General features: G+C 35.9%; 19 protein-coding genes. 2 read left to right on the top strand and 17 right to left on the bottom strand.

Annotation, left to right across the window (positions count from 1 at the left end; all coding sequences use genetic code 11):
• Positions 1-2: 2 nt before the first annotated feature.
• From QY331_16420 to QY331_16370, 11 genes are all read right to left on the bottom strand, one after another.
• A complete protein-coding gene (locus QY331_16420; protein ID WKZ69548.1) occupies positions 3-1,133 on the bottom strand; it encodes an ABC transporter permease in 1,131 nt (376 codons plus the stop codon).
• Between the two features lie 56 nt (positions 1,134-1,189).
• Positions 1,190-1,564: a four helix bundle protein gene (locus QY331_16415; protein ID WKZ69547.1), complete on the bottom strand. Its 375-nt coding sequence runs from the start codon at positions 1,562-1,564 to the stop codon at positions 1,190-1,192.
• Positions 1,565-1,581: 17 nt separating this feature from the next.
• Positions 1,582-2,724, bottom strand: coding sequence for an ABC transporter permease (locus QY331_16410; GenBank protein ID WKZ69546.1), 1,143 nt, complete (start codon positions 2,722-2,724; stop codon positions 1,582-1,584).
• Positions 2,721-3,656: an ABC transporter ATP-binding protein gene (locus tag QY331_16405; GenBank protein WKZ69545.1), complete on the bottom strand. Its 936-nt coding sequence runs from the start codon at positions 3,654-3,656 to the stop codon at positions 2,721-2,723. The genes QY331_16410 and QY331_16405 overlap by 4 nt, the downstream gene beginning before the upstream one ends.
• A gap of 24 nt (positions 3,657-3,680) precedes the next feature.
• Positions 3,681-3,968: a four helix bundle protein gene (locus QY331_16400; protein ID WKZ71309.1), complete on the bottom strand. Its 288-nt coding sequence runs from the start codon at positions 3,966-3,968 to the stop codon at positions 3,681-3,683.
• Positions 3,929-4,042, bottom strand: coding sequence for a four helix bundle protein (locus tag QY331_16395; GenBank protein ID WKZ69544.1), 114 nt, complete (start codon positions 4,040-4,042; stop codon positions 3,929-3,931). Before QY331_16395 ends, QY331_16400 begins: the two co-directional genes overlap by 40 nt.
• Positions 4,043-4,089: 47 nt before the next feature.
• The gene (locus QY331_16390) at positions 4,090-5,403 is read right to left on the bottom strand and encodes a TolC family protein (GenBank protein WKZ69543.1); all 1,314 of its coding nucleotides are present in this window, start codon (positions 5,401-5,403) and stop codon (positions 4,090-4,092) included.
• 12 nt (positions 5,404-5,415) lie between these two features.
• Positions 5,416-6,324, bottom strand: a complete 909-nt coding sequence (locus QY331_16385) for an ABC transporter ATP-binding protein (GenBank protein WKZ69542.1) — start codon at positions 6,322-6,324, stop codon at positions 5,416-5,418.
• A 108-nt stretch (positions 6,325-6,432) separates the two neighbouring features.
• Entirely contained in the window at positions 6,433-7,392 is a 960-nt protein-coding gene (locus tag QY331_16380; protein WKZ69541.1) for an efflux RND transporter periplasmic adaptor subunit, read from the bottom strand.
• Between the two features lies 1 nt (position 7,393).
• The gene (locus QY331_16375; protein WKZ69540.1) at positions 7,394-8,005 is read right to left on the bottom strand and encodes a TetR/AcrR family transcriptional regulator; all 612 of its coding nucleotides are present in this window, start codon (positions 8,003-8,005) and stop codon (positions 7,394-7,396) included.
• A 102-nt stretch (positions 8,006-8,107) separates the two neighbouring features.
• The gene (locus QY331_16370; protein ID WKZ69539.1) at positions 8,108-8,704 is read right to left on the bottom strand and encodes a class I SAM-dependent methyltransferase; all 597 of its coding nucleotides are present in this window, start codon (positions 8,702-8,704) and stop codon (positions 8,108-8,110) included.
• Between the two features lie 169 nt (positions 8,705-8,873).
• Between QY331_16370 and QY331_16365 the strand changes: the two genes are divergently transcribed.
• On the top strand, positions 8,874-9,299 hold the full coding sequence (locus QY331_16365; GenBank protein WKZ69538.1) for an OsmC family protein: 426 nt from the start codon (positions 8,874-8,876) through the stop codon (positions 9,297-9,299).
• Between the two features lie 173 nt (positions 9,300-9,472).
• On the top strand, positions 9,473-9,742 hold the full coding sequence (locus QY331_16360; GenBank protein WKZ69537.1) for a zf-TFIIB domain-containing protein: 270 nt from the start codon (positions 9,473-9,475) through the stop codon (positions 9,740-9,742).
• 61 nt (positions 9,743-9,803) lie between these two features.
• Here the strand turns inward: QY331_16360 and QY331_16355 are convergent, their stop codons facing one another.
• From QY331_16355 to QY331_16330, 6 genes are all read right to left on the bottom strand, one after another.
• A complete protein-coding gene (locus QY331_16355) occupies positions 9,804-11,270 on the bottom strand; it encodes a M64 family metallopeptidase (protein ID WKZ69536.1) in 1,467 nt (488 codons plus the stop codon).
• A gap of 59 nt (positions 11,271-11,329) precedes the next feature.
• Complete coding sequence (gene rlmD / locus QY331_16350; GenBank protein WKZ69535.1) at positions 11,330-12,754, bottom strand: 23S rRNA (uracil(1939)-C(5))-methyltransferase RlmD; 1,425 nt, start codon at positions 12,752-12,754, stop codon at positions 11,330-11,332.
• 1 nt (position 12,755) lies between these two features.
• Complete coding sequence (locus QY331_16345) at positions 12,756-13,472, bottom strand: methyltransferase domain-containing protein (GenBank protein ID WKZ69534.1); 717 nt, start codon at positions 13,470-13,472, stop codon at positions 12,756-12,758.
• Positions 13,473-13,523: 51 nt separating this feature from the next.
• Complete coding sequence (locus QY331_16340) at positions 13,524-14,567, bottom strand: transporter substrate-binding domain-containing protein (protein ID WKZ69533.1); 1,044 nt, start codon at positions 14,565-14,567, stop codon at positions 13,524-13,526.
• 75 nt (positions 14,568-14,642) lie between these two features.
• Complete coding sequence (locus QY331_16335; GenBank protein ID WKZ69532.1) at positions 14,643-16,367, bottom strand: Na(+)/H(+) antiporter subunit D; 1,725 nt, start codon at positions 16,365-16,367, stop codon at positions 14,643-14,645.
• A complete protein-coding gene (locus tag QY331_16330; GenBank protein WKZ69531.1) occupies positions 16,357-16,578 on the bottom strand; it encodes a hypothetical protein in 222 nt (73 codons plus the stop codon). The genes QY331_16335 and QY331_16330 overlap by 11 nt, the downstream gene beginning before the upstream one ends.

The raw sequence follows: 16,578 nt of genomic DNA, 5'->3' as shown, positions 1-16,578 counted from the left end.
AATTAATCTATCCGTTTTTGGAAACGCATTACGCTTAAACTTAAGATCAATACACCAAGCCCGAGCATTGCCAAAAGTTGTATCCAAAGATCGGCAAAGCCGATTCCTTTTAATATAATTCCGCGGATGATAGTCATAAAATATCTAAGCGGAATTATATATGTAATTGCTTGAATAATTTCAGGCATATTTTCAATTGGGAATGCAAAACCGGAAAGAAAGACCATCGGCATCATTATCAAAAAGATTGCGAGCATCATCGCCTGCTGTTGCGTCTTTGAGATTGTTGATACGAACAATCCGAGTCCGAGTGTTGATAAAATAAAAACAAAAGAAGAAATTAAAAGAAAAATTGCGCTCCCCTTTACCGCAATCCCAAATATTATATTCATTGCAGTAATTACTAATATGACTGCAGCAAATCCCAATAGTGTAAATGGAATAAGCTTACCGATTATCATTTGTATTGGCTTAATTGGTGTTACAATTAACTGCTCAAGTGTCCCGATTTCTTTTTCTTTAACTATTGCTAACGATGTTAAAATTAATGTTATGATCATTAACAACAGCGCAACTATTCCCGGCACCATAAAATTTCTAGTCTTTAATTCTGGGTTGTACCAAACACGAGTTTCCGACTGAACTGAGCCAACAGGAATAAGTTGTAGTCCGAGTTTATTTCGTATGTCGGTTACAATTTCTTTGGAATATCTTTGAGTTATGCCTTGTAAATATCCGGCAGCAATCGAAGCTGTGTTGCCATCCGATCCGTCAAAAATTGCTTGAACTTGCACGGTCTCTATTCGATTGATTTTTTCTTCGAATCCTCGGGGTATTACCAAGCCCATTATTACTTCTGCGTTATCGATGTGTTTAGTTAATTGATCATAGTTATCAACATAATAATCAGATGAGTAATACCCGGTCGATTCAAAACTTTCAACATACTTTCTGCTTGCTTCGGTTTTATCCATATCATACACTGCAGTATGAACAACATTTACATCAAAGTTTGCCGCGTAACCGAGGAAGATTAGTTGAATAATAGGTGCAACTAAAATCATCGCAAACATCTTCGGATCACGTTTGAATTGTAAAAACTCTTTTTGTATGAAGTAAATTATAGTTTTCATTTTTTTGCGTATGCTTAATCTCCGAGCTCGTTTGCTAAGAAGTTAGAAGAAAGGAGCTAGGAGATAGAATTTTCATTATTCTTTTTTATTGAGTTTGTATAACCATTAATTAATTTGCCGATTTCATTTGTTGGATCAATCAAATCATCAATTTTGCAGTACTTTAAATCCCTTGCTAAGATTAAGTAATATTTTAATTCTTCAAGGGAACCTTCAGCCACATTGAAAAATCTAAGTTTATCTTTGGGTGTTTTCTTTTTGTAGCCCTCAGCAATGTTAGCTGGAATTGAAATTGCTGAACGCCTCATTTGAGAAGTTAAAGAATATAATTCTTCTTTGGGAAATAACTTTGTTAGTTTATATATGTTGAGAACTAATTTATGAGATTTTTGCCAAACGATTAATTCAGTAAAACTTTTTGATTTGTTCATTTTATAACTCCTTGTTTCTAGCTCCTAGCTTCTTTTTTCTTTGAAATTATATTTCCTAACGCTAAAAAGAACACGGTAAAAATTCCGAGATAAATCCATTGCAGCCAAAAAGCTTCAAGACCAACTCCTCGCAGCATAATTGCACGAAGTGTTGTTAAGTAAAACTTAGCAGGAGTTATGTTCGTCAACCATTGTATAATTTCGGGCATACTTTCAATAGGGAAAATGAATCCGGATAAAATTAACGACGGCAGCATAGAAGCAAACGTTGCCGCAGTAAATGCTACTTGCTGAGAATCCGAAACGGTTGATATAAATATTCCCAAACTTGTGCTGGCAATTATAAAAATGAGTGTGCTGAAGAACATCAAAAAGTAATCACCTTTAACAATCACATCGAACAAAATATATCCGGCAATTAAAATGAAGACAGCATCAATTAATGCGATAATAATATAAGGCAGAACCTTGCCGAGCATTACCTCCAAAGTGTTGAGTGACGAAACATTTATCTGTTCAATTGTGCCTCTCTCTTTTTCACGAACAAGCGAAAGGGCAACACTAACAACAGAAGTAATAATTAAAATCATCGCAATTAAACCGGGAATTAAAAACACGGTTGTCTCTAGTTCAGGGTTGAACCAAAATATCGGCTGTAAATCGATTGGAGTAAAAGGATTGATTCCCAGTTTAGCAAACATCTCCCTCTGAAATTCTGAGTTATATTTTAATGTTGCTGCATCAACATAATTTTTAATAATAGTTGCAGTATTGCCATCAACTCCGTCGATTAAAAACTGTACTTTTGCTTCTTCCTTTGCGCGGTACATCTTTTCTGAAAAGTCCGAGGGAATTACCATCACAACTTGAGCACGTTTTTCATCAAGCGCCGACGTCGCTTTTGCTTCTTCGTTAAAATATTCAACAAGATCAAAGTACTCTGAGCTTGTCAACGATTGAATAAACTCACGACTCTCTTTAGATTTATCTAAATCTTGAACAGCAAGGTTGATGTTTTTTACGTCAAAATTGACGGCATAACCAAAAAGAACAAGCAGAAAAACCGGAAGTGAGAATAGAATAATCAAAAACCTCGTATCGCGACTGATTTGTTTTACTTCTTTTTTCGCAACTGCTTTTATTCTTGCCGGACTGATCATCTGTTGTACTCTTTGTCTAATAGATGAATAAAAACATCTTCAAGCGTTGGTACGATTTTATCTATTCGTTTTATTGCGATTGAATGTTTGTCTGTTAATGTTGTCTTAATTTGTTCTTCACTATTGAAGTCGTCATTTACAATTATATGAATGTTATTACCGAAGATTGATGTTTCATCCACATAATTTTCATTTTGAAGAATATCGAGTGCATCAACAACACGTTCGCATTCAATTTCATAAATTTTATTTTTGATGTAATTGGTTTTTAGTTCGCTTGCATTTCCTTCCGCAATAATTTTTCCAGCATTAATTAATGTTATGTTGTTGCAGTATTCGGCTTCTTCCAAATAGTGAGTCGTCACAAAAACCGTAGTCCCGTTTGCAGAGAGATCGTTGATGAGATCCCAAAAATTTCTTCTTGAAATCGGATCGACGCCGCTTGTCGGTTCATCCAAAAAGACAATTTCCGGTTCGTGAATAACTGCAGCACCGAGCGCAAGTCGCTGTTTTATGCCGCCTGGAAGCGAACTTGTTAAGAGTTTTTCTTTCCCTTTTAAGTTAGCTATTTGCAAAACCCAATCTTTTCTTTCTTTAAATTTCTTACCTTCCAAACCATAAACACCACCGAAGAAATTTATGTTTTCTTCAACGGACAGATCATTATAAAGTGAAAACTTCTGCGACATATATCCGATTACTTGTTTTACTTTGTCCGGCTCACTCATCACACTGTATCCACCGACAATTGCATCGCCCGAGGTTGGAGAAAGTATTCCGCATAACATTCTAATTGCCGTAGATTTACCCGCTCCATTAGCACCTAAAAACCCAAACACTTCTCCCTCTTTCACGTTAAAGGAAATATTATCGACGGCGGTGAAGTTGCCGAAGCGTTTTGTCAGATTATTTACTTGTATGCTGTTTTTCATTTTGATCTTTTAAGAAGTCAGAAGTTAGGAGACAGAAGACAGAATTTTTTTCATATACGAATCCAATAGTTTTCCGACTTCTTCCGTTAACGGTTCAATGTTATTTTCATTAATGTAATTCAAGTCTTTTGCCAGAATCAAAAAGTATTTAACTTCTTCAAGTGAACCATGGGATACATTTAAGAATTTTGATTTATCCAATTCGCCTCGTCTCCTATATCCCTCGACAATATTAGCGGGAATGGAAATAGCAGCACGACGAATTTGAGATGTTAAACCAATGTTTCTTCTTTTGGAAATTGTTTTGTTGATTTATAAATCTCTAAAACTAATTTATGCGCTTTTTGCCAAACAATGAGCTCGGTAAATCTTTTTGATTTTGCCATTTGGTCCTCCTTGTTTTTATTCTTACTTCTTGCTTCTGACTCCTCAATTAATAAATGTTGCGACCCACCGATTTTTCAAGTTTCGTTTTCGCTAACTCTAAGTCAACCAACGCATTAGTTAGATTTGTTTGGGCGTTTAATAACGCAACCTCGGCATCAATTAGATCCGTGCTGGTTGCAAGCTGCTGGTTGTATTTGTCTTTTGTTATTCTGTAATTCTCTTCTGCTTGTTCAACTGATTTCTTCGATACATTTACTTTTTCAAATTCACTGAGCGCTGTTAAGTAATCTTTATAAACCTCAAGCTCGATGTTCTCTTTAATAATTTGATAAGCTGTTTCCGCTTGAATCAACTGCTGTTTGGCTTGAGTTGTTTTTGCGGATGTTTCACCCCAATCTAAAATATTCCAGTTAAGTCCGACTCCCGCTGCCCAAGTATCTTCAAATCTATCTTCAAGCGGCATAATTCTTTGATTTGGTCTGCTGTAATAATAATCACCGAAAAGAAAGACAGACGGAAACCACCCTGCTTGAGCCGCATCAATATTTTCTTCACCGGCTTTAATTTTAAACTCCAGTGATTTTATTTCTTCTCGTGATTGCATTGCTTCGTTTAAAAAATCATCAAATTTTGTAGTTACAGAAATTGCCTGCGGATCTTCCGCCTCGACTTGCGTGTTCGAGTTTAAAGGTAAACTGACAGACTTATTAAACGCAGTTTTAGCAAGAGCAACCGCATTTTGTGCTTCAATTCTTTTTAACTCTGTGTTTGAATACTGAACTTCCAGTTTCAGCAAATCGTTTCTTGTTACAAGTCCGTTTTCTAAAAAGTTTTTTGTATCAATCAAATGTTTCTCTAAAGATTTCAAATTTTCTTCAACAAGCTGCGAGACCTTTTGAGCTTTATAGTAACTCCAAAATGCTTGATGAATTCTAAATGCTTCTTCGTTTATCTCTTTTGTATGTTCAAATTCTGCTGCTTTCATATTGTATTCAGCGGCACTTTTTAGTGAAGACAATCTGAATCCCGTAAACAACGGTTGCTGTAATGATAGCTTTAGTTGGTAGTTATCTAAAATTGTCTCTTGAATTGTAATTGGTGTTTGTGAAAAAGAAACTGTAACTGCAAACGATTTTACATCACTTAATCGTGTATAAGATGCTCCAAAGCTTAACCGCGGTAACATTTGTGAACCGACTTCGGATACTTTCGCTTCGCTGCTTTTTAATGCTGCCTGAGATATTTTTATCTGCTTGCTGTTCTGCAAACCGAGTTGAAGACTTTCTTCCAATGTAAGTACTCTTTCTTGTGCGCTTATAACTCCGAATACAATCAAAAGCGTTGTAAGTAATTTTTTCATTTTTATTACCTGTTAACTTGCTTCTTTTATTAAATGTATAAAAACATTTTCGAGCGATGGTGTAACAACTCGTTTATCGTTAATGGTTATTTCGTTTTGATTAAGTATTTTTTCGATTTCGGGATAATCTTTTGATTCGTCATCAACAACTAAGTTTATTCTGTCGCCGAACATCTGCGATTCGTATTTATCTTTTAAAATTTCATATGCTTCGCGTGAAGGTGTGCAGACAATCTCAACGACTTGTTTTTTAATTGACTTTTTAATTTCAGCCGGTTTATCGATTGCAATAATTTTTCCTTTATTCATCATCGCAACGCGATTGCAGCGCTCGGCTTCATCTAAATATGGAGTTGTCATAAAAATTGTAATGCCCTCTTTGATTAAGTTGGAAAGGATTTTCCAAAAATCACGACGCGAAACCGGATCAACTCCGGTTGTCGGTTCATCTAAAAATAAAATTTGCGGTTTGTGAATTAACGAACAAGCAAGCGCAAGTTTCTGTTTCATTCCGCCGGAGAGATTATCAGCTAGCCGATCTCTAAAATTTGTAAGTCTGGTAAACTCAAGCAGCCCATCTCTTCTTGATTTATAATTTTTAACGTTATGAATATCCGCGAAGAATTCTATGTTTTCGTCGACCGTTAAATCACCGTACAAACTGAAGCGCTGTGATAAATAGCCAATCTGATTTTGAATCGCTTGTTTATCTTTCGCAATGTCTTTGTCAATTAAAGTTGCTGTGCCGTTATCGGGATTTAATAGTCCGCACAAAATTCTAATTGTTGTAGTTTTACCCGCACCATCCGGCCCAACTAATCCGAACATTTCGCCCTTTGTTACTTCGAAGGAGATATCTTTGACGGCTTCAATTTCACCGTAAGATTTTTTCAAATTTTTTATTTTGATTATCGAATTCATTTTAATCTCTTGAACAATGGAACGCTGATGACACAGATGCGACTGATTTTCGCAGATTTTTATCTGTGTTGATCGGCTTTTTCTGTGTCATTTGTGTTCCATTATGTTTCAAAAATAAATCACCGCCTCTACCGGCATACCGGATTTTAGTTCGTATTCTGGATTGGGAGCTTTTAATTTTACCGCAAAGACCAGCTTTGTTCGTTCTTCTTTTGTCTGAATATTTTTGGGTGTAAACTCTGCTTCTGGTGAAATGTAAGTTACTTTCCCTTCGTATGCTTTGTCTTCATAAGAATCGGAGAATATTTCAGCTTTTTGACCAAGCTTAACTTTTCCTAAGTCAGTTTCTTGAATGTAAACAACAACCTCGACTTCACTTTGATTAGAAACTCTTACTAATGAAGATTGCGGATTTACAGTTTCGCCCATTTCAACAAAATTTCTAACTATTTGTCCGTTTATAGGCGACAAAACATAACAATCGTTCACTCGTTTTTGTAATAGTTTAACATTTGCTTCGGCTGCATTAAAAGCTGCTTTTGCTTGATCTAACTCTTCCGGTCTGGCAAGATTTTCAATTTTTCTGAGATTTTGCTTTGCTGAATTTAGTTGAGCTTCTGAAATTGTTAATCTTGTTTTTGCGTCTTCGTAATGCTTTTTTGTAACTGATTGATTTTCGAAGAGATTTTCGATCCGTTCAAAATCGGTTTTAGCGGATTGATAGCTTGCTTCGGCTTGATTTAAGGCTTCGGCGGCTTGACTTTTATCCTCGCTTCTCGCTCCTTTGTTTAGCAAATCATATTTTGATTTTGCCAAGTCTCTCTGTGCTTCTGCTTGATTTAGCTGTAAAATGTATGTTTCGGGATCAATAATAATAAGAGTGTCTCCAACACGAACCCGGTTTCCTTCAGCTTGATAAATTCTCTCAACAGTTCCAGCAAGTTGGGAACTAAGTGTGATGTTGGTAGTTTCTACAGTTCCCGACAATTCAATTTTTTCTTTATCTCCGTTATCCTCGCAACCAATCAATAGAGTGATAACCGAAGCTATAACAAGTAATTTTTTCATATCAACTGCCCGATTTGTATTGTTTAAATAATTTTTTGCCTTTTTTTGTGAGTATTCCGGAAAAGACTATTTCGAGTGTCATTTCGGCTGCAGAATTTAAGGAAATATTGTTATGAAGAATAAATTCCGGATTTACTACGCCATGAACAGAAGAAATAATGATTCCCATTATCAAGGAGGTTGGAACATCGATAACCAAATTCTCTTCTTTTCCCTGTTCAACTAGCATTGTCATGTTTTTCTGCATCATTTTTATGCGAAATTCTTCAATTTCTCGCCAAACATCGGGGGCATAATATTGCAAATCATTTAGCCACTTATTGCTAATTGTTGCTGCGCGATTTGAAAAAATTTTGCTGATTTTATATAATTTAACGACCGCATCTCCCCCGCCATTTACAACTCCTTCAATTTGAGTACTCAAATCATTACGAATACGGATAAATACAGCACGCACAAGCTCATCTTTGCTTGAAAAATGCTTGTAAATAGTCTTTTTGCTGATGCGTAATTCTTTGGCGATGTCATCCATCGTGGTTTTGTGGAAACCATAGTGCATAAAATGAGTTTCGCAAAACTCGAGGATCTTTAGATTTTCTGATAATTCTTTCATTGGAAACCAAATTAGTTTTAGTGGTTTCCAATATACAATAAGAAAACTAATGTGTCAAGAAAAAGTTTCTAAAGTTTCCTGGGTGTTGGTTGTGGTGCAAAATTAGCTCTTTTTACCAACAAAACGAATCACATCAGCTTCTCCGGAATGCATTGGGCTTTCAAAAAGCTCAATTTTTTCTTTTGAGAATGAAATTATCTCCAAATCCGAAAAATCAGAGAAAATTTCTTCTAATGAGTGAAGCAAATCGGGGTTTTTTGGTCCACCTGAAGTATTTAAAAGTTGTTCTTTGGAATATGATTCAAGAATTACCACCCCACCATTCCTAAGCGTAGAGTTTACCTTTGTGTGGATCTTCTCCCTCAGATCAGGATCAAGGTGTAGAAATATAAGTCCAACAGCATCATAGTAATTTTCGTTTGGTGCATATTCAGAAAGATCTGAAAGAATGTAATTTATTTTGACATTATTGTCATCGGCTAATTTTTGTGCCTTTTTTCTGCCTTCTTCGCTCCAATCGACAGCATCGACTTCCCAACCAAGTTTTGCCGCATAAACAGCATTACGCCCCTCGCCCTCTCCAAGTAGAAGCAGCTTCCCCGGATTAAGTTTGTCTATTTCTTGTTTGAAAAATGTATTCGGTTCTTTGCCATAAGCGTATTCCTCTTTTGCAAATCGTTCATCCCATAAATGTTTCATTCTACCCCTTTTTATAATCGGTTAATCAGTCTGCAAAAATAAAGGAAATAATGTTTTAGTGAAATTAATTTGTTTATTGAGTAAATATCTTCTGAAGAAAGTTATCAATTCTTTATATTTGTACAATATTTTAAAGGACAAAAGATCATTTAATAAAAAAGGAGGCAATATGCCTGTAAGAAAAGCAGCAGCTGTATGGAACGGTAAATTACGAGATGGTAACGGAACAATGAAAATGGAAAGCGGAGCTTACGAAGGACAGTATTCGTTTTCATCCCGCTTCGAAGAAGGAACAGGAACAAATCCGGAAGAATTAATAGCCGCAGCACATGCAGGCTGTTTCTCGATGGCTTTTTCGGCGTCATTAGAAAAAGAAGGCTTCGATCCGAAGTCGGTTAGTACAGAGGCAAAAGTTAATTTAGTAAAAGGTGATGCGGGATTCAGCATTACTGAAATTACACTAAACTGTAAAGCTGAAATTCCAAATATAGATGAAGCTAAATTTCAAGAAGTTGCCGAGGGTGCTAAAAAGGGTTGCCCGGTTTCAAGAGCTCTTGCCGGAGTTGACATTAAATTGAATGCTCAATTAGTTTAAATAATTGTATTATGTAATTATCAAAAGGATTGACCGACTCGGTTAATCCTTTTTTTATTTCTATTAATATCAAAAGTAATTTAGAGTTTACCAGCCGTACTTAATTCGGAACTTTTTGGTTATCGAAATAGTTAATATTGCTCAAATTAAACCCAATCAAGAAAGGAATCACAATGAAATGCCCGGTTTGCAAAGATGTAAATTTGGCTATCGCAGATAGACAAGGTGTTGAGATTGATTATTGTCCTGAATGTCGCGGCGTTTGGCTTGACCGAGGGGAGTTGAATAAAATCATCGAGAAAAGTATTGCCGAAGATATTACTCCTCCTCAAACACAATACGGTCAGCACAATTATAGAGATGACCGATATATCGACAATTATAAATATTCCAACAAAAGAAAGCGCAAAGGACTCTTGGGTGAACTTTTTGATTTTGATTAAATGAAAACGGCAGAGATTAATTTTTTCTCTGCCGCTTTATCTGCTTTCCCAATCTATTTAATTATTCCGCGTAATGCAGAATCACATTTTTAATTGCTTCTTTACAAACATCGCAAAAAGGTTTTACTCCCTTTGAAAACATAATACAATCAAGCATTGGTCTATAAAAACCATATTGCATGTAACCGGCTCCTTCAAATGCACCAACTTTTCCGTAATACTCATTAGCTCGTAAGTGAGCAACAACTTTCTCTGTATTCGCTTTATCCTTCAGATCATAATTCTTTTCAGCCGCTTCAATTTCTTCTTTTGCTGCTTTATTCTTTTTCAATTCCGTAATTTCATTGTTCAATTTGTTTCTTTCTTTTTGCCATTCGTAACCTATCAGATCAAACTCCTCTTTATTCCATGATGTTGGTATTGGTGTATCATCTTCAACAAGATCTTTCCACTTCAGATTATCTTTATCCAAAAGCGCCGTGATGTTTGGTTCGGCAGGCTCTCTATCCGGTTTATAAAAATCTGAGTAAGCTACATCAGATGTGTAGTATTCGTCCGCAAGTCCTGTAAAAGAATGACCGAATTCGTGAAGAAAAATATAATCTCGGAATTGTGTGTCGGAAGTAAACGTACAATAGAAATTATAAATACCTCCTCCGCCGTATCTTTTATGATTTGCCATTATAAAAATTGCATCAAATGGAACAATCGAGGCAACATCATAAACAGTGTGAACAGATTCGGTTAACAAGTATCTTTCAGAACCCATTGAATTAAACGTAGAGTTAAGAGTCGTCTCTTTATAAATTTCTGCACGAGGTTCGTCAACGCCGCTATCTTCGGATGGATTTAATACACCGTAAATATTAAAATAATCGTTCATCGAGGTGTATGGTTCAAGCGAAAAGAATACTTCGGTAAAATGGTTGATGTCTTTTTCAAATTTATCAACTTCTTCTTTTGTGTAGCCGTCACCAAGAATTACAACATCAACTTTTGAATGAGGTTCGCCGCCGATATGTGATTTAATAATTTTATAATTAGAGAAATCAACTTGTAAATCACTAAAAGAATCTTCCTTGGGATCGATATTTAAACTGAATACATTTTTAAAACTATTATCGTCTTGTCTTTTCTCAATTGAAAAATTGACCGGCACTTTAGGAAACGGAATTAATGCGACTTCTTCAAAGCTTTTTACTTTTCCCTCAATTGCATCTTGACTTGTTTGATATTCTTTAAAATAACTATCATATCCTTTTGAATAGATAACCTCGTTGGTATTTGGATCATAAAGTTTAAGATAGTAAGCGCCGTTGTTGAAACTGTCAATTAAATTTTTTCTACTACCCGCCCATGTTCCGTATTTAAATTTCTCAACCAATGAAATACTTTCCGTTTCGGCATTACCTTTATGAATGTAATCAATTCTTAAGGTTGAATCCTCGAAATACTTTTCGAAGATCTCGAAATTTTGAGCGTTGATCATCGTTAAAAAACTTATAAAAAGGGTAATAATGATTTTCATTTTATCCTCACCTATATTTTATTTTTTGAAAGACACCAATAAGAACGGAATTAGCCAATTTAAACTTTTACAAGTAGAGCAACATTTTCGATATGGAATGTATGTGGAAACATATCCACCGGTCGGATTTTTATTAATTTGTATCCAGATTCAACAAGCATTTTGATATCACGAGCTTGAGTTGCCGGATTGCAACTTACATAAACTATTTTCTTAGGCGAGAGTTCAATAACATCGTTAATTGTTTTGGGATTCATGCCGGCACGCGGCGGATCTGTAATTACAACATCAGGTTTCGGCAGCAATTTTTCCTCTATTATCGTCAGAAAAGACTTGTTCAAGTCAGCTAACTCAAAATGAACATTTGTTATTTTATTTAATTCGGTGTTTGAAGCGGCATCTTTAACAGCAGCCTCAACACTTTCAAAAGCATAGACTTGCTTTACGTGAGGCGAGACAAAGATTGAAATTGTACCAGCTCCGGAATACAAATCGTATACAATTTCATCTCCCGAAAACTCTGCAAAAGCAAGAGCCGTTTCATAAAGATTTTCAGCCTGAATAGAGTTTGTTTGGAAAAACGAATTTGGACTAATTCTGAACAAAAATTGACCGATTTTATCAAAAATTACACCGTTTCCGTGAAAAATTCGCTCAAAATCACCAACGGCAATTTGAGCTTTTTTCTCGTTAATATTATTTACAATAGTTGTGATTTTCGGTTCAATTTTAAGCAGTTCTTCGGCATATTTTGTGAACAACTGTTCATCTAATTTGGAAGTCACCAAATTAACCATCAAGTCGTTTGTGTGATGAGATTGCTTGATAACAAGGTTTCTTAAATAGCCTTCGTGAGTCTTTGTTGAGTAAATTGATGTGCCGGTTGACTTAAAAAAGTCCCTAGTGAAATTTAGAATTTTTGTGCTGTCTTCAGACTGAAGATAACACTCGTTAATATCCAATACTTTGTCGAACATGCGAGGAATGTGTAATCCTAATGCAAAATTCTGATCTTTGATTTCATCTCTATTGTTGATTTCTTCCGGAAACAACCATCGTTTATCGGCAAATGAAAATTCCATTTTATTGCGATAATAGAATACTTTCTGGGAAGGAACGATTGTTAACATTTCGAAATCTTTTAATCCACCGATTCGTTCAAAAACATCTTTGACTTGCTCAGCTTTATATTTTAACTGGATCTCATATTTTAAATCTTGCTGTTTGCAACCACCACAGATTCCAAAATAATTGCAACGTGCTCTGGTTCTTTCTTCGGAAGGTTCTATAACTTCAATTACTTTTGATTCGGCGTATGATTTTTTAATTCTTCGAAGCTCAACTTTTACTTTGTCCCCGGGATATGAGCCATCGGCAAAAATCACATATTTTTTTTCTGAATCATCACGATGGATTTTTGCTATACCCTTACCTTCAAAGGCGTACCCGGTTATTTCTAATTCTAAAATGTCACCTTTTTTCATGCTAACGATCGTTCATAATTGCTTTTAAAATGGAAAAACCAATGAATCTATCGGCACCTTGTTTAAGATAAGCTTTGGATTGATGGCTGATTTGGTTAATCAACTTTTTGTAATAACTTTTTTCATTATCGGATAACTCTTTAAGCGACTTACTCAACATCTCGAGATTTGTTGAATAGTATTCGTTCAATTTTGGAGAATGATCGATAGTTTCCTGCACGTCCCATCCACGTTGAAAATAGTAGTTTTTAATGTCTTCGGTATAAAGTGGATCCAAATCAGAATCGCTGAACATATCATTCACAAATTGCGGAACTAACTTCTCAAGCTTTACAATTTCACCAACTATTAATATCCCATCTTTTTTAATAATTCTTTTGATTTCCTTTATAATTCTATTTCGCTTGCTTCCCGAGATGGACGCTTGAGCATAAACTAGGTCGAATGTATTCTCGTTAAAATCAGTAATCTCAAAATCCATCATCTTAGGATTTATAGATTCTATTTGATCAAGTGCTAATCTTGAATTCAACAGCGAGTCATAATCCTCAACTATCAATTCAATTTTTGAAGCCCCGTTATTAAGAAAAAGTTTTACAGCAAGCTCGCTGCCGGTACCAATGACAAGAATAGTTTTATCGATAAGATCAACGTTTTCTAATACATAGTTAAGTTGAGAGTTGCCCCCGGGTAGATGTAATTGTTCTTTAGTTTTCATTTCACAAAGATATGAAATGTTTGTGAGAGAGTTTTATCTAGCTACAAAAGATTACTCGCCAAAATACTTGTACTGTAAATCTTCCCAGGATGGATTACTGATTATGTCGATAATTCTTCGATTCAAAGGCTCTCTTAATTTGCTTCCTTCGTGAAGCGCAAAACCATAATATACTTGTTCAAGTTCGTTTGGCAGCACCTTAACTTTTCCCGGAAGTCCATTTTTCTTAATTAGATATTTCATTATCGGGGCATCATACACAAAGGCGTCAAGATTACCGGTTGCGATAGCTTCTAAACCTTTTGAGACGTCACTATACGATAAATAATTGATTCTTTTATCAACAAGAAAACTTTCTGCAGTCGAGCTTGGAATAGTCCCAACGGTTGTGCTATAAAGGTCGCTCAATCCTTTAATTTTCGTTTCAAGCTTACCTACAGTTAATGCGGAAGCTATAGCCGCCGTAATGCTGGAAATAATTATAATTGCCGTAAACATCCAAATTAGAGAGATAACTCTCCCACCTATGGATTTAGGTGCTTTGTCACCGTATCCTACTGTTGTCATAGTAACAGCAGCAAACCAAAAACTTGACCACAATCCCTTCGACTTTCCATCGCCGAATTGTTCCGGATTTTTCTTTCGTTCAAAAAACCAGGTTAGCAGTCCGACAAGAAACAGAATAATAATAAGAACACCAACCGTACTTATAAACTCAACAGAAAGCAAATTTTTTGCCAAGCTTAAAAAACCGGATTCCTCCTTTACAGCAACGGCAATGCTCAATCCGGTAACCAGATAGGGAAGAGTAAAATCCATTTTTTCTTCGCGAGCTGCTGTAATTGTTAAAGGCGAAACAGCTATATCGACCTCTTCATTTTCAACCGCTGCTACTAATCCCTCAAGATCATATTCTTTTACTTCATATTCGTATTGTAATTCTGTAGAAATTTTTTGCCATAGATCGAATGATAAACCCTCCCAAGCTCCGTTTTGCTTAATTACAAAAGGTTCGGCTACTTTTGTCCCCACAATAATTTTTTCTTGTGCAAAGAGTGATGAAAACAGAATTATGGATATTAAAATATTTCGCATGAGGTTCCTTTTTATGTTATAATAAAAAGATGCCAGTAAAAAGCATTAGATAAACTAAATGATATTTGTGTTCGATTAAATAATAATACTAAAAAGAAAAAACACAGCAAAGCTGAGGATGATCAACATTAATAAAAGATGAGTTGTAGCACGATGTAAATCAGGATCATAATCTCTATCCGATTCGCTTTTATCAAAAAGTATTAATGGATTGCGGCTAACTCTTATAATCTCTTTGGATAAACTGAGCGCAAGTTTTTCTGTATAATTAAATACCGTTTCAAGACTATCGACAAAGACTTTTTGTATTAACCTTGCCGGTCTTCTGTAAAACCAATCAGTGTCAAGCGCAAGTGTTGGTTCTCCCTCAAGTTTTTTACGAAGCAGCCAAAACGCAATAAACGTAAAAGTCAAAATCTGTATCGATTCAGTAAGGTGATAAATTGTATACGGTTCATAATTAACAGTGAACGGCAGGTAATCATAAAGCAAAGTCGGATACACACCGAAAAGTGTGCAGAGAATTGCAGCGAGAAGCATTCCGACGTGCATGTTAACCGGTGGTTTTGTCGGTTCGATTTCTTCTTTTGATTTACTCCACCACGTGAAGTATGGAAGCTTAAGTCCGGTGTGTAAAAACGTACCGACTGATGCAAGCAATAATAATAACATTGCGGTATCAAAATGAGCTTCGCCTGCAGCCGAGACAACCATTGATTTACTTATAAATCCGTTGAACAACGGGAATCCGGAAATTGAAAACGCACCGATCATATAAAGCCATAGAGTTACCGGCTGCTTTTTTGCTATTCCCCCAAGCTCTGTTAGTTTACTTCTCCCGGTTGTATGAAGTACAACACCGGCGCCCATAAACAGCAATGCTTTATATAAAATGTGACTAAATGCGTGAGCTGTTGTTCCGTTAATTGCCATCTCGGTTCCGATACCGACACCCGCTACCATGTAACCAACCTGACTAATTATATGATACGCAAGTATTTCTCTGATGTCATTAGCAAGTACGGCATATACAACACCGTACAGTGCCATCATTACACCGAAGAAAATCAACACTTCCCACCCGGCAAAAATCTTAATAAGAATTAGTACGGCAGACTTTGTTGTAAAGGCACTCAAGAAAACAGCACCCGTAACAGTAGCTTTAGGATAAGCATCTGCAAGCCAAGCATGTAACGGCGGAATAGCTGTGTTTAGCGCAACACCAACTAATATTAACCAAGATGAAATTGAGCCATCGGGAGTAAGACTTGTTATAATGATTGAACCGGTTGAATAAATGTTTAAAATAATTCCGGCTAGCAATAAACTTCCACCGAAGAGATGCACAATTAAATAACGCATACCTGCATTTGCGGATTCTTTAGTTCTTCTTGCCCAGATTAAATAAGTCGAAGCAACAGCCATCAATTCCCAAAAGACAAAGAGCGTAAAATAATCTCCGGCAAAAGTAACTCCGAGCGCACCGCCGGCATATAACAGAGCTGCCGATTGCTGACCTTTTTCTTTTAAGTGATACGAATAAACTCCGCCGATTATTGCTATGATTGAAAAGATGGTTCCAAAGATTCTGTTTAACCGGTTGAACTCACCGAGGATTAATTCATAATTAAGAAAGTTTATTTTTATTACATGATCTATTGGGAAAGACCAAATAGTTATAAGCGCCAACAGAGGGAAAAGAAGAAAACTTCCCGAGCGAATCTTCTGCGGTAGCAACGGCAAAATCAATGCACCGAATATCATATAATATGCCGGTATGATCATCATGTTAATCGGCATCGTAGTAATCTTCTTTTCTTTGAATGAATAATTTTCCCAGCCACTTTGATATATAAATTATGGCAACACAACCGACAAATCCCCAAAGGATGTAGAATGCGGGAATGTAACTCCACCAATGTTTCTTCGGGTAATCTGCTAGTAATACAAATTCAGAAAACAGTGTTATCAAAGTAATTACCCCCAATAATATCCAATGCCATTTTTTCAT

This window comes from Melioribacteraceae bacterium (assembly GCA_030584085.1).
Taxonomy (GTDB): domain Bacteria; phylum Bacteroidota; class Ignavibacteria; order Ignavibacteriales; family Melioribacteraceae; genus SURF-28.
Note: the sequence above shows the minus strand (reverse complement) of the source record. Positions and strands in the feature narration are given on the sequence as shown.

What these genes read in the sequence shown, in the direction of transcription:
- QY331_16420 (WKZ69548.1), bottom strand. Translation starts at nt 1,133, where the DNA reads ATGAAAACTATAATTTACTTCATACAAAAAGAGTTTTTACAATTCAAA.
- QY331_16415 (WKZ69547.1), bottom strand. Translation starts at nt 1,564, where the DNA reads ATGAACAAATCAAAAAGTTTTACTGAATTAATCGTTTGGCAAAAATCT.
- QY331_16410 (WKZ69546.1), bottom strand. Translation starts at nt 2,724, where the DNA reads ATGATCAGTCCGGCAAGAATAAAAGCAGTTGCGAAAAAAGAAGTAAAA.
- QY331_16405 (WKZ69545.1), bottom strand. Translation starts at nt 3,656, where the DNA reads ATGAAAAACAGCATACAAGTAAATAATCTGACAAAACGCTTCGGCAAC.
- QY331_16395 (WKZ69544.1), bottom strand. Translation starts at nt 4,042, where the DNA reads ATGGCAAAATCAAAAAGATTTACCGAGCTCATTGTTTGGCAAAAAGCG.
- QY331_16390 (WKZ69543.1), bottom strand. Translation starts at nt 5,403, where the DNA reads ATGAAAAAATTACTTACAACGCTTTTGATTGTATTCGGAGTTATAAGC.
- QY331_16385 (WKZ69542.1), bottom strand. Translation starts at nt 6,324, where the DNA reads ATGAATTCGATAATCAAAATAAAAAATTTGAAAAAATCTTACGGTGAA.
- QY331_16380 (WKZ69541.1), bottom strand. Translation starts at nt 7,392, where the DNA reads ATGAAAAAATTACTTGTTATAGCTTCGGTTATCACTCTATTGATTGGT.
- QY331_16375 (WKZ69540.1), bottom strand. Translation starts at nt 8,005, where the DNA reads ATGAAAGAATTATCAGAAAATCTAAAGATCCTCGAGTTTTGCGAAACT.
- QY331_16370 (WKZ69539.1), bottom strand. Translation starts at nt 8,704, where the DNA reads ATGAAACATTTATGGGATGAACGATTTGCAAAAGAGGAATACGCTTAT.
- QY331_16365 (WKZ69538.1), top strand. Translation starts at nt 8,874, where the DNA reads ATGCCTGTAAGAAAAGCAGCAGCTGTATGGAACGGTAAATTACGAGAT.
- QY331_16360 (WKZ69537.1), top strand. Translation starts at nt 9,473, where the DNA reads ATGAAATGCCCGGTTTGCAAAGATGTAAATTTGGCTATCGCAGATAGA.
- QY331_16355 (WKZ69536.1), bottom strand. Translation starts at nt 11,270, where the DNA reads ATGAAAATCATTATTACCCTTTTTATAAGTTTTTTAACGATGATCAAC.
- rlmD (WKZ69535.1), bottom strand. Translation starts at nt 12,754, where the DNA reads ATGAAAAAAGGTGACATTTTAGAATTAGAAATAACCGGGTACGCCTTT.
- QY331_16345 (WKZ69534.1), bottom strand. Translation starts at nt 13,472, where the DNA reads ATGAAAACTAAAGAACAATTACATCTACCCGGGGGCAACTCTCAACTT.
- QY331_16340 (WKZ69533.1), bottom strand. Translation starts at nt 14,567, where the DNA reads ATGCGAAATATTTTAATATCCATAATTCTGTTTTCATCACTCTTTGCA.
- QY331_16335 (WKZ69532.1), bottom strand. Translation starts at nt 16,367, where the DNA reads ATGCCGATTAACATGATGATCATACCGGCATATTATATGATATTCGGT.
- QY331_16330 (WKZ69531.1), bottom strand. Translation starts at nt 16,578, where the DNA reads ATGAAAAAATGGCATTGGATATTATTGGGGGTAATTACTTTGATAACA.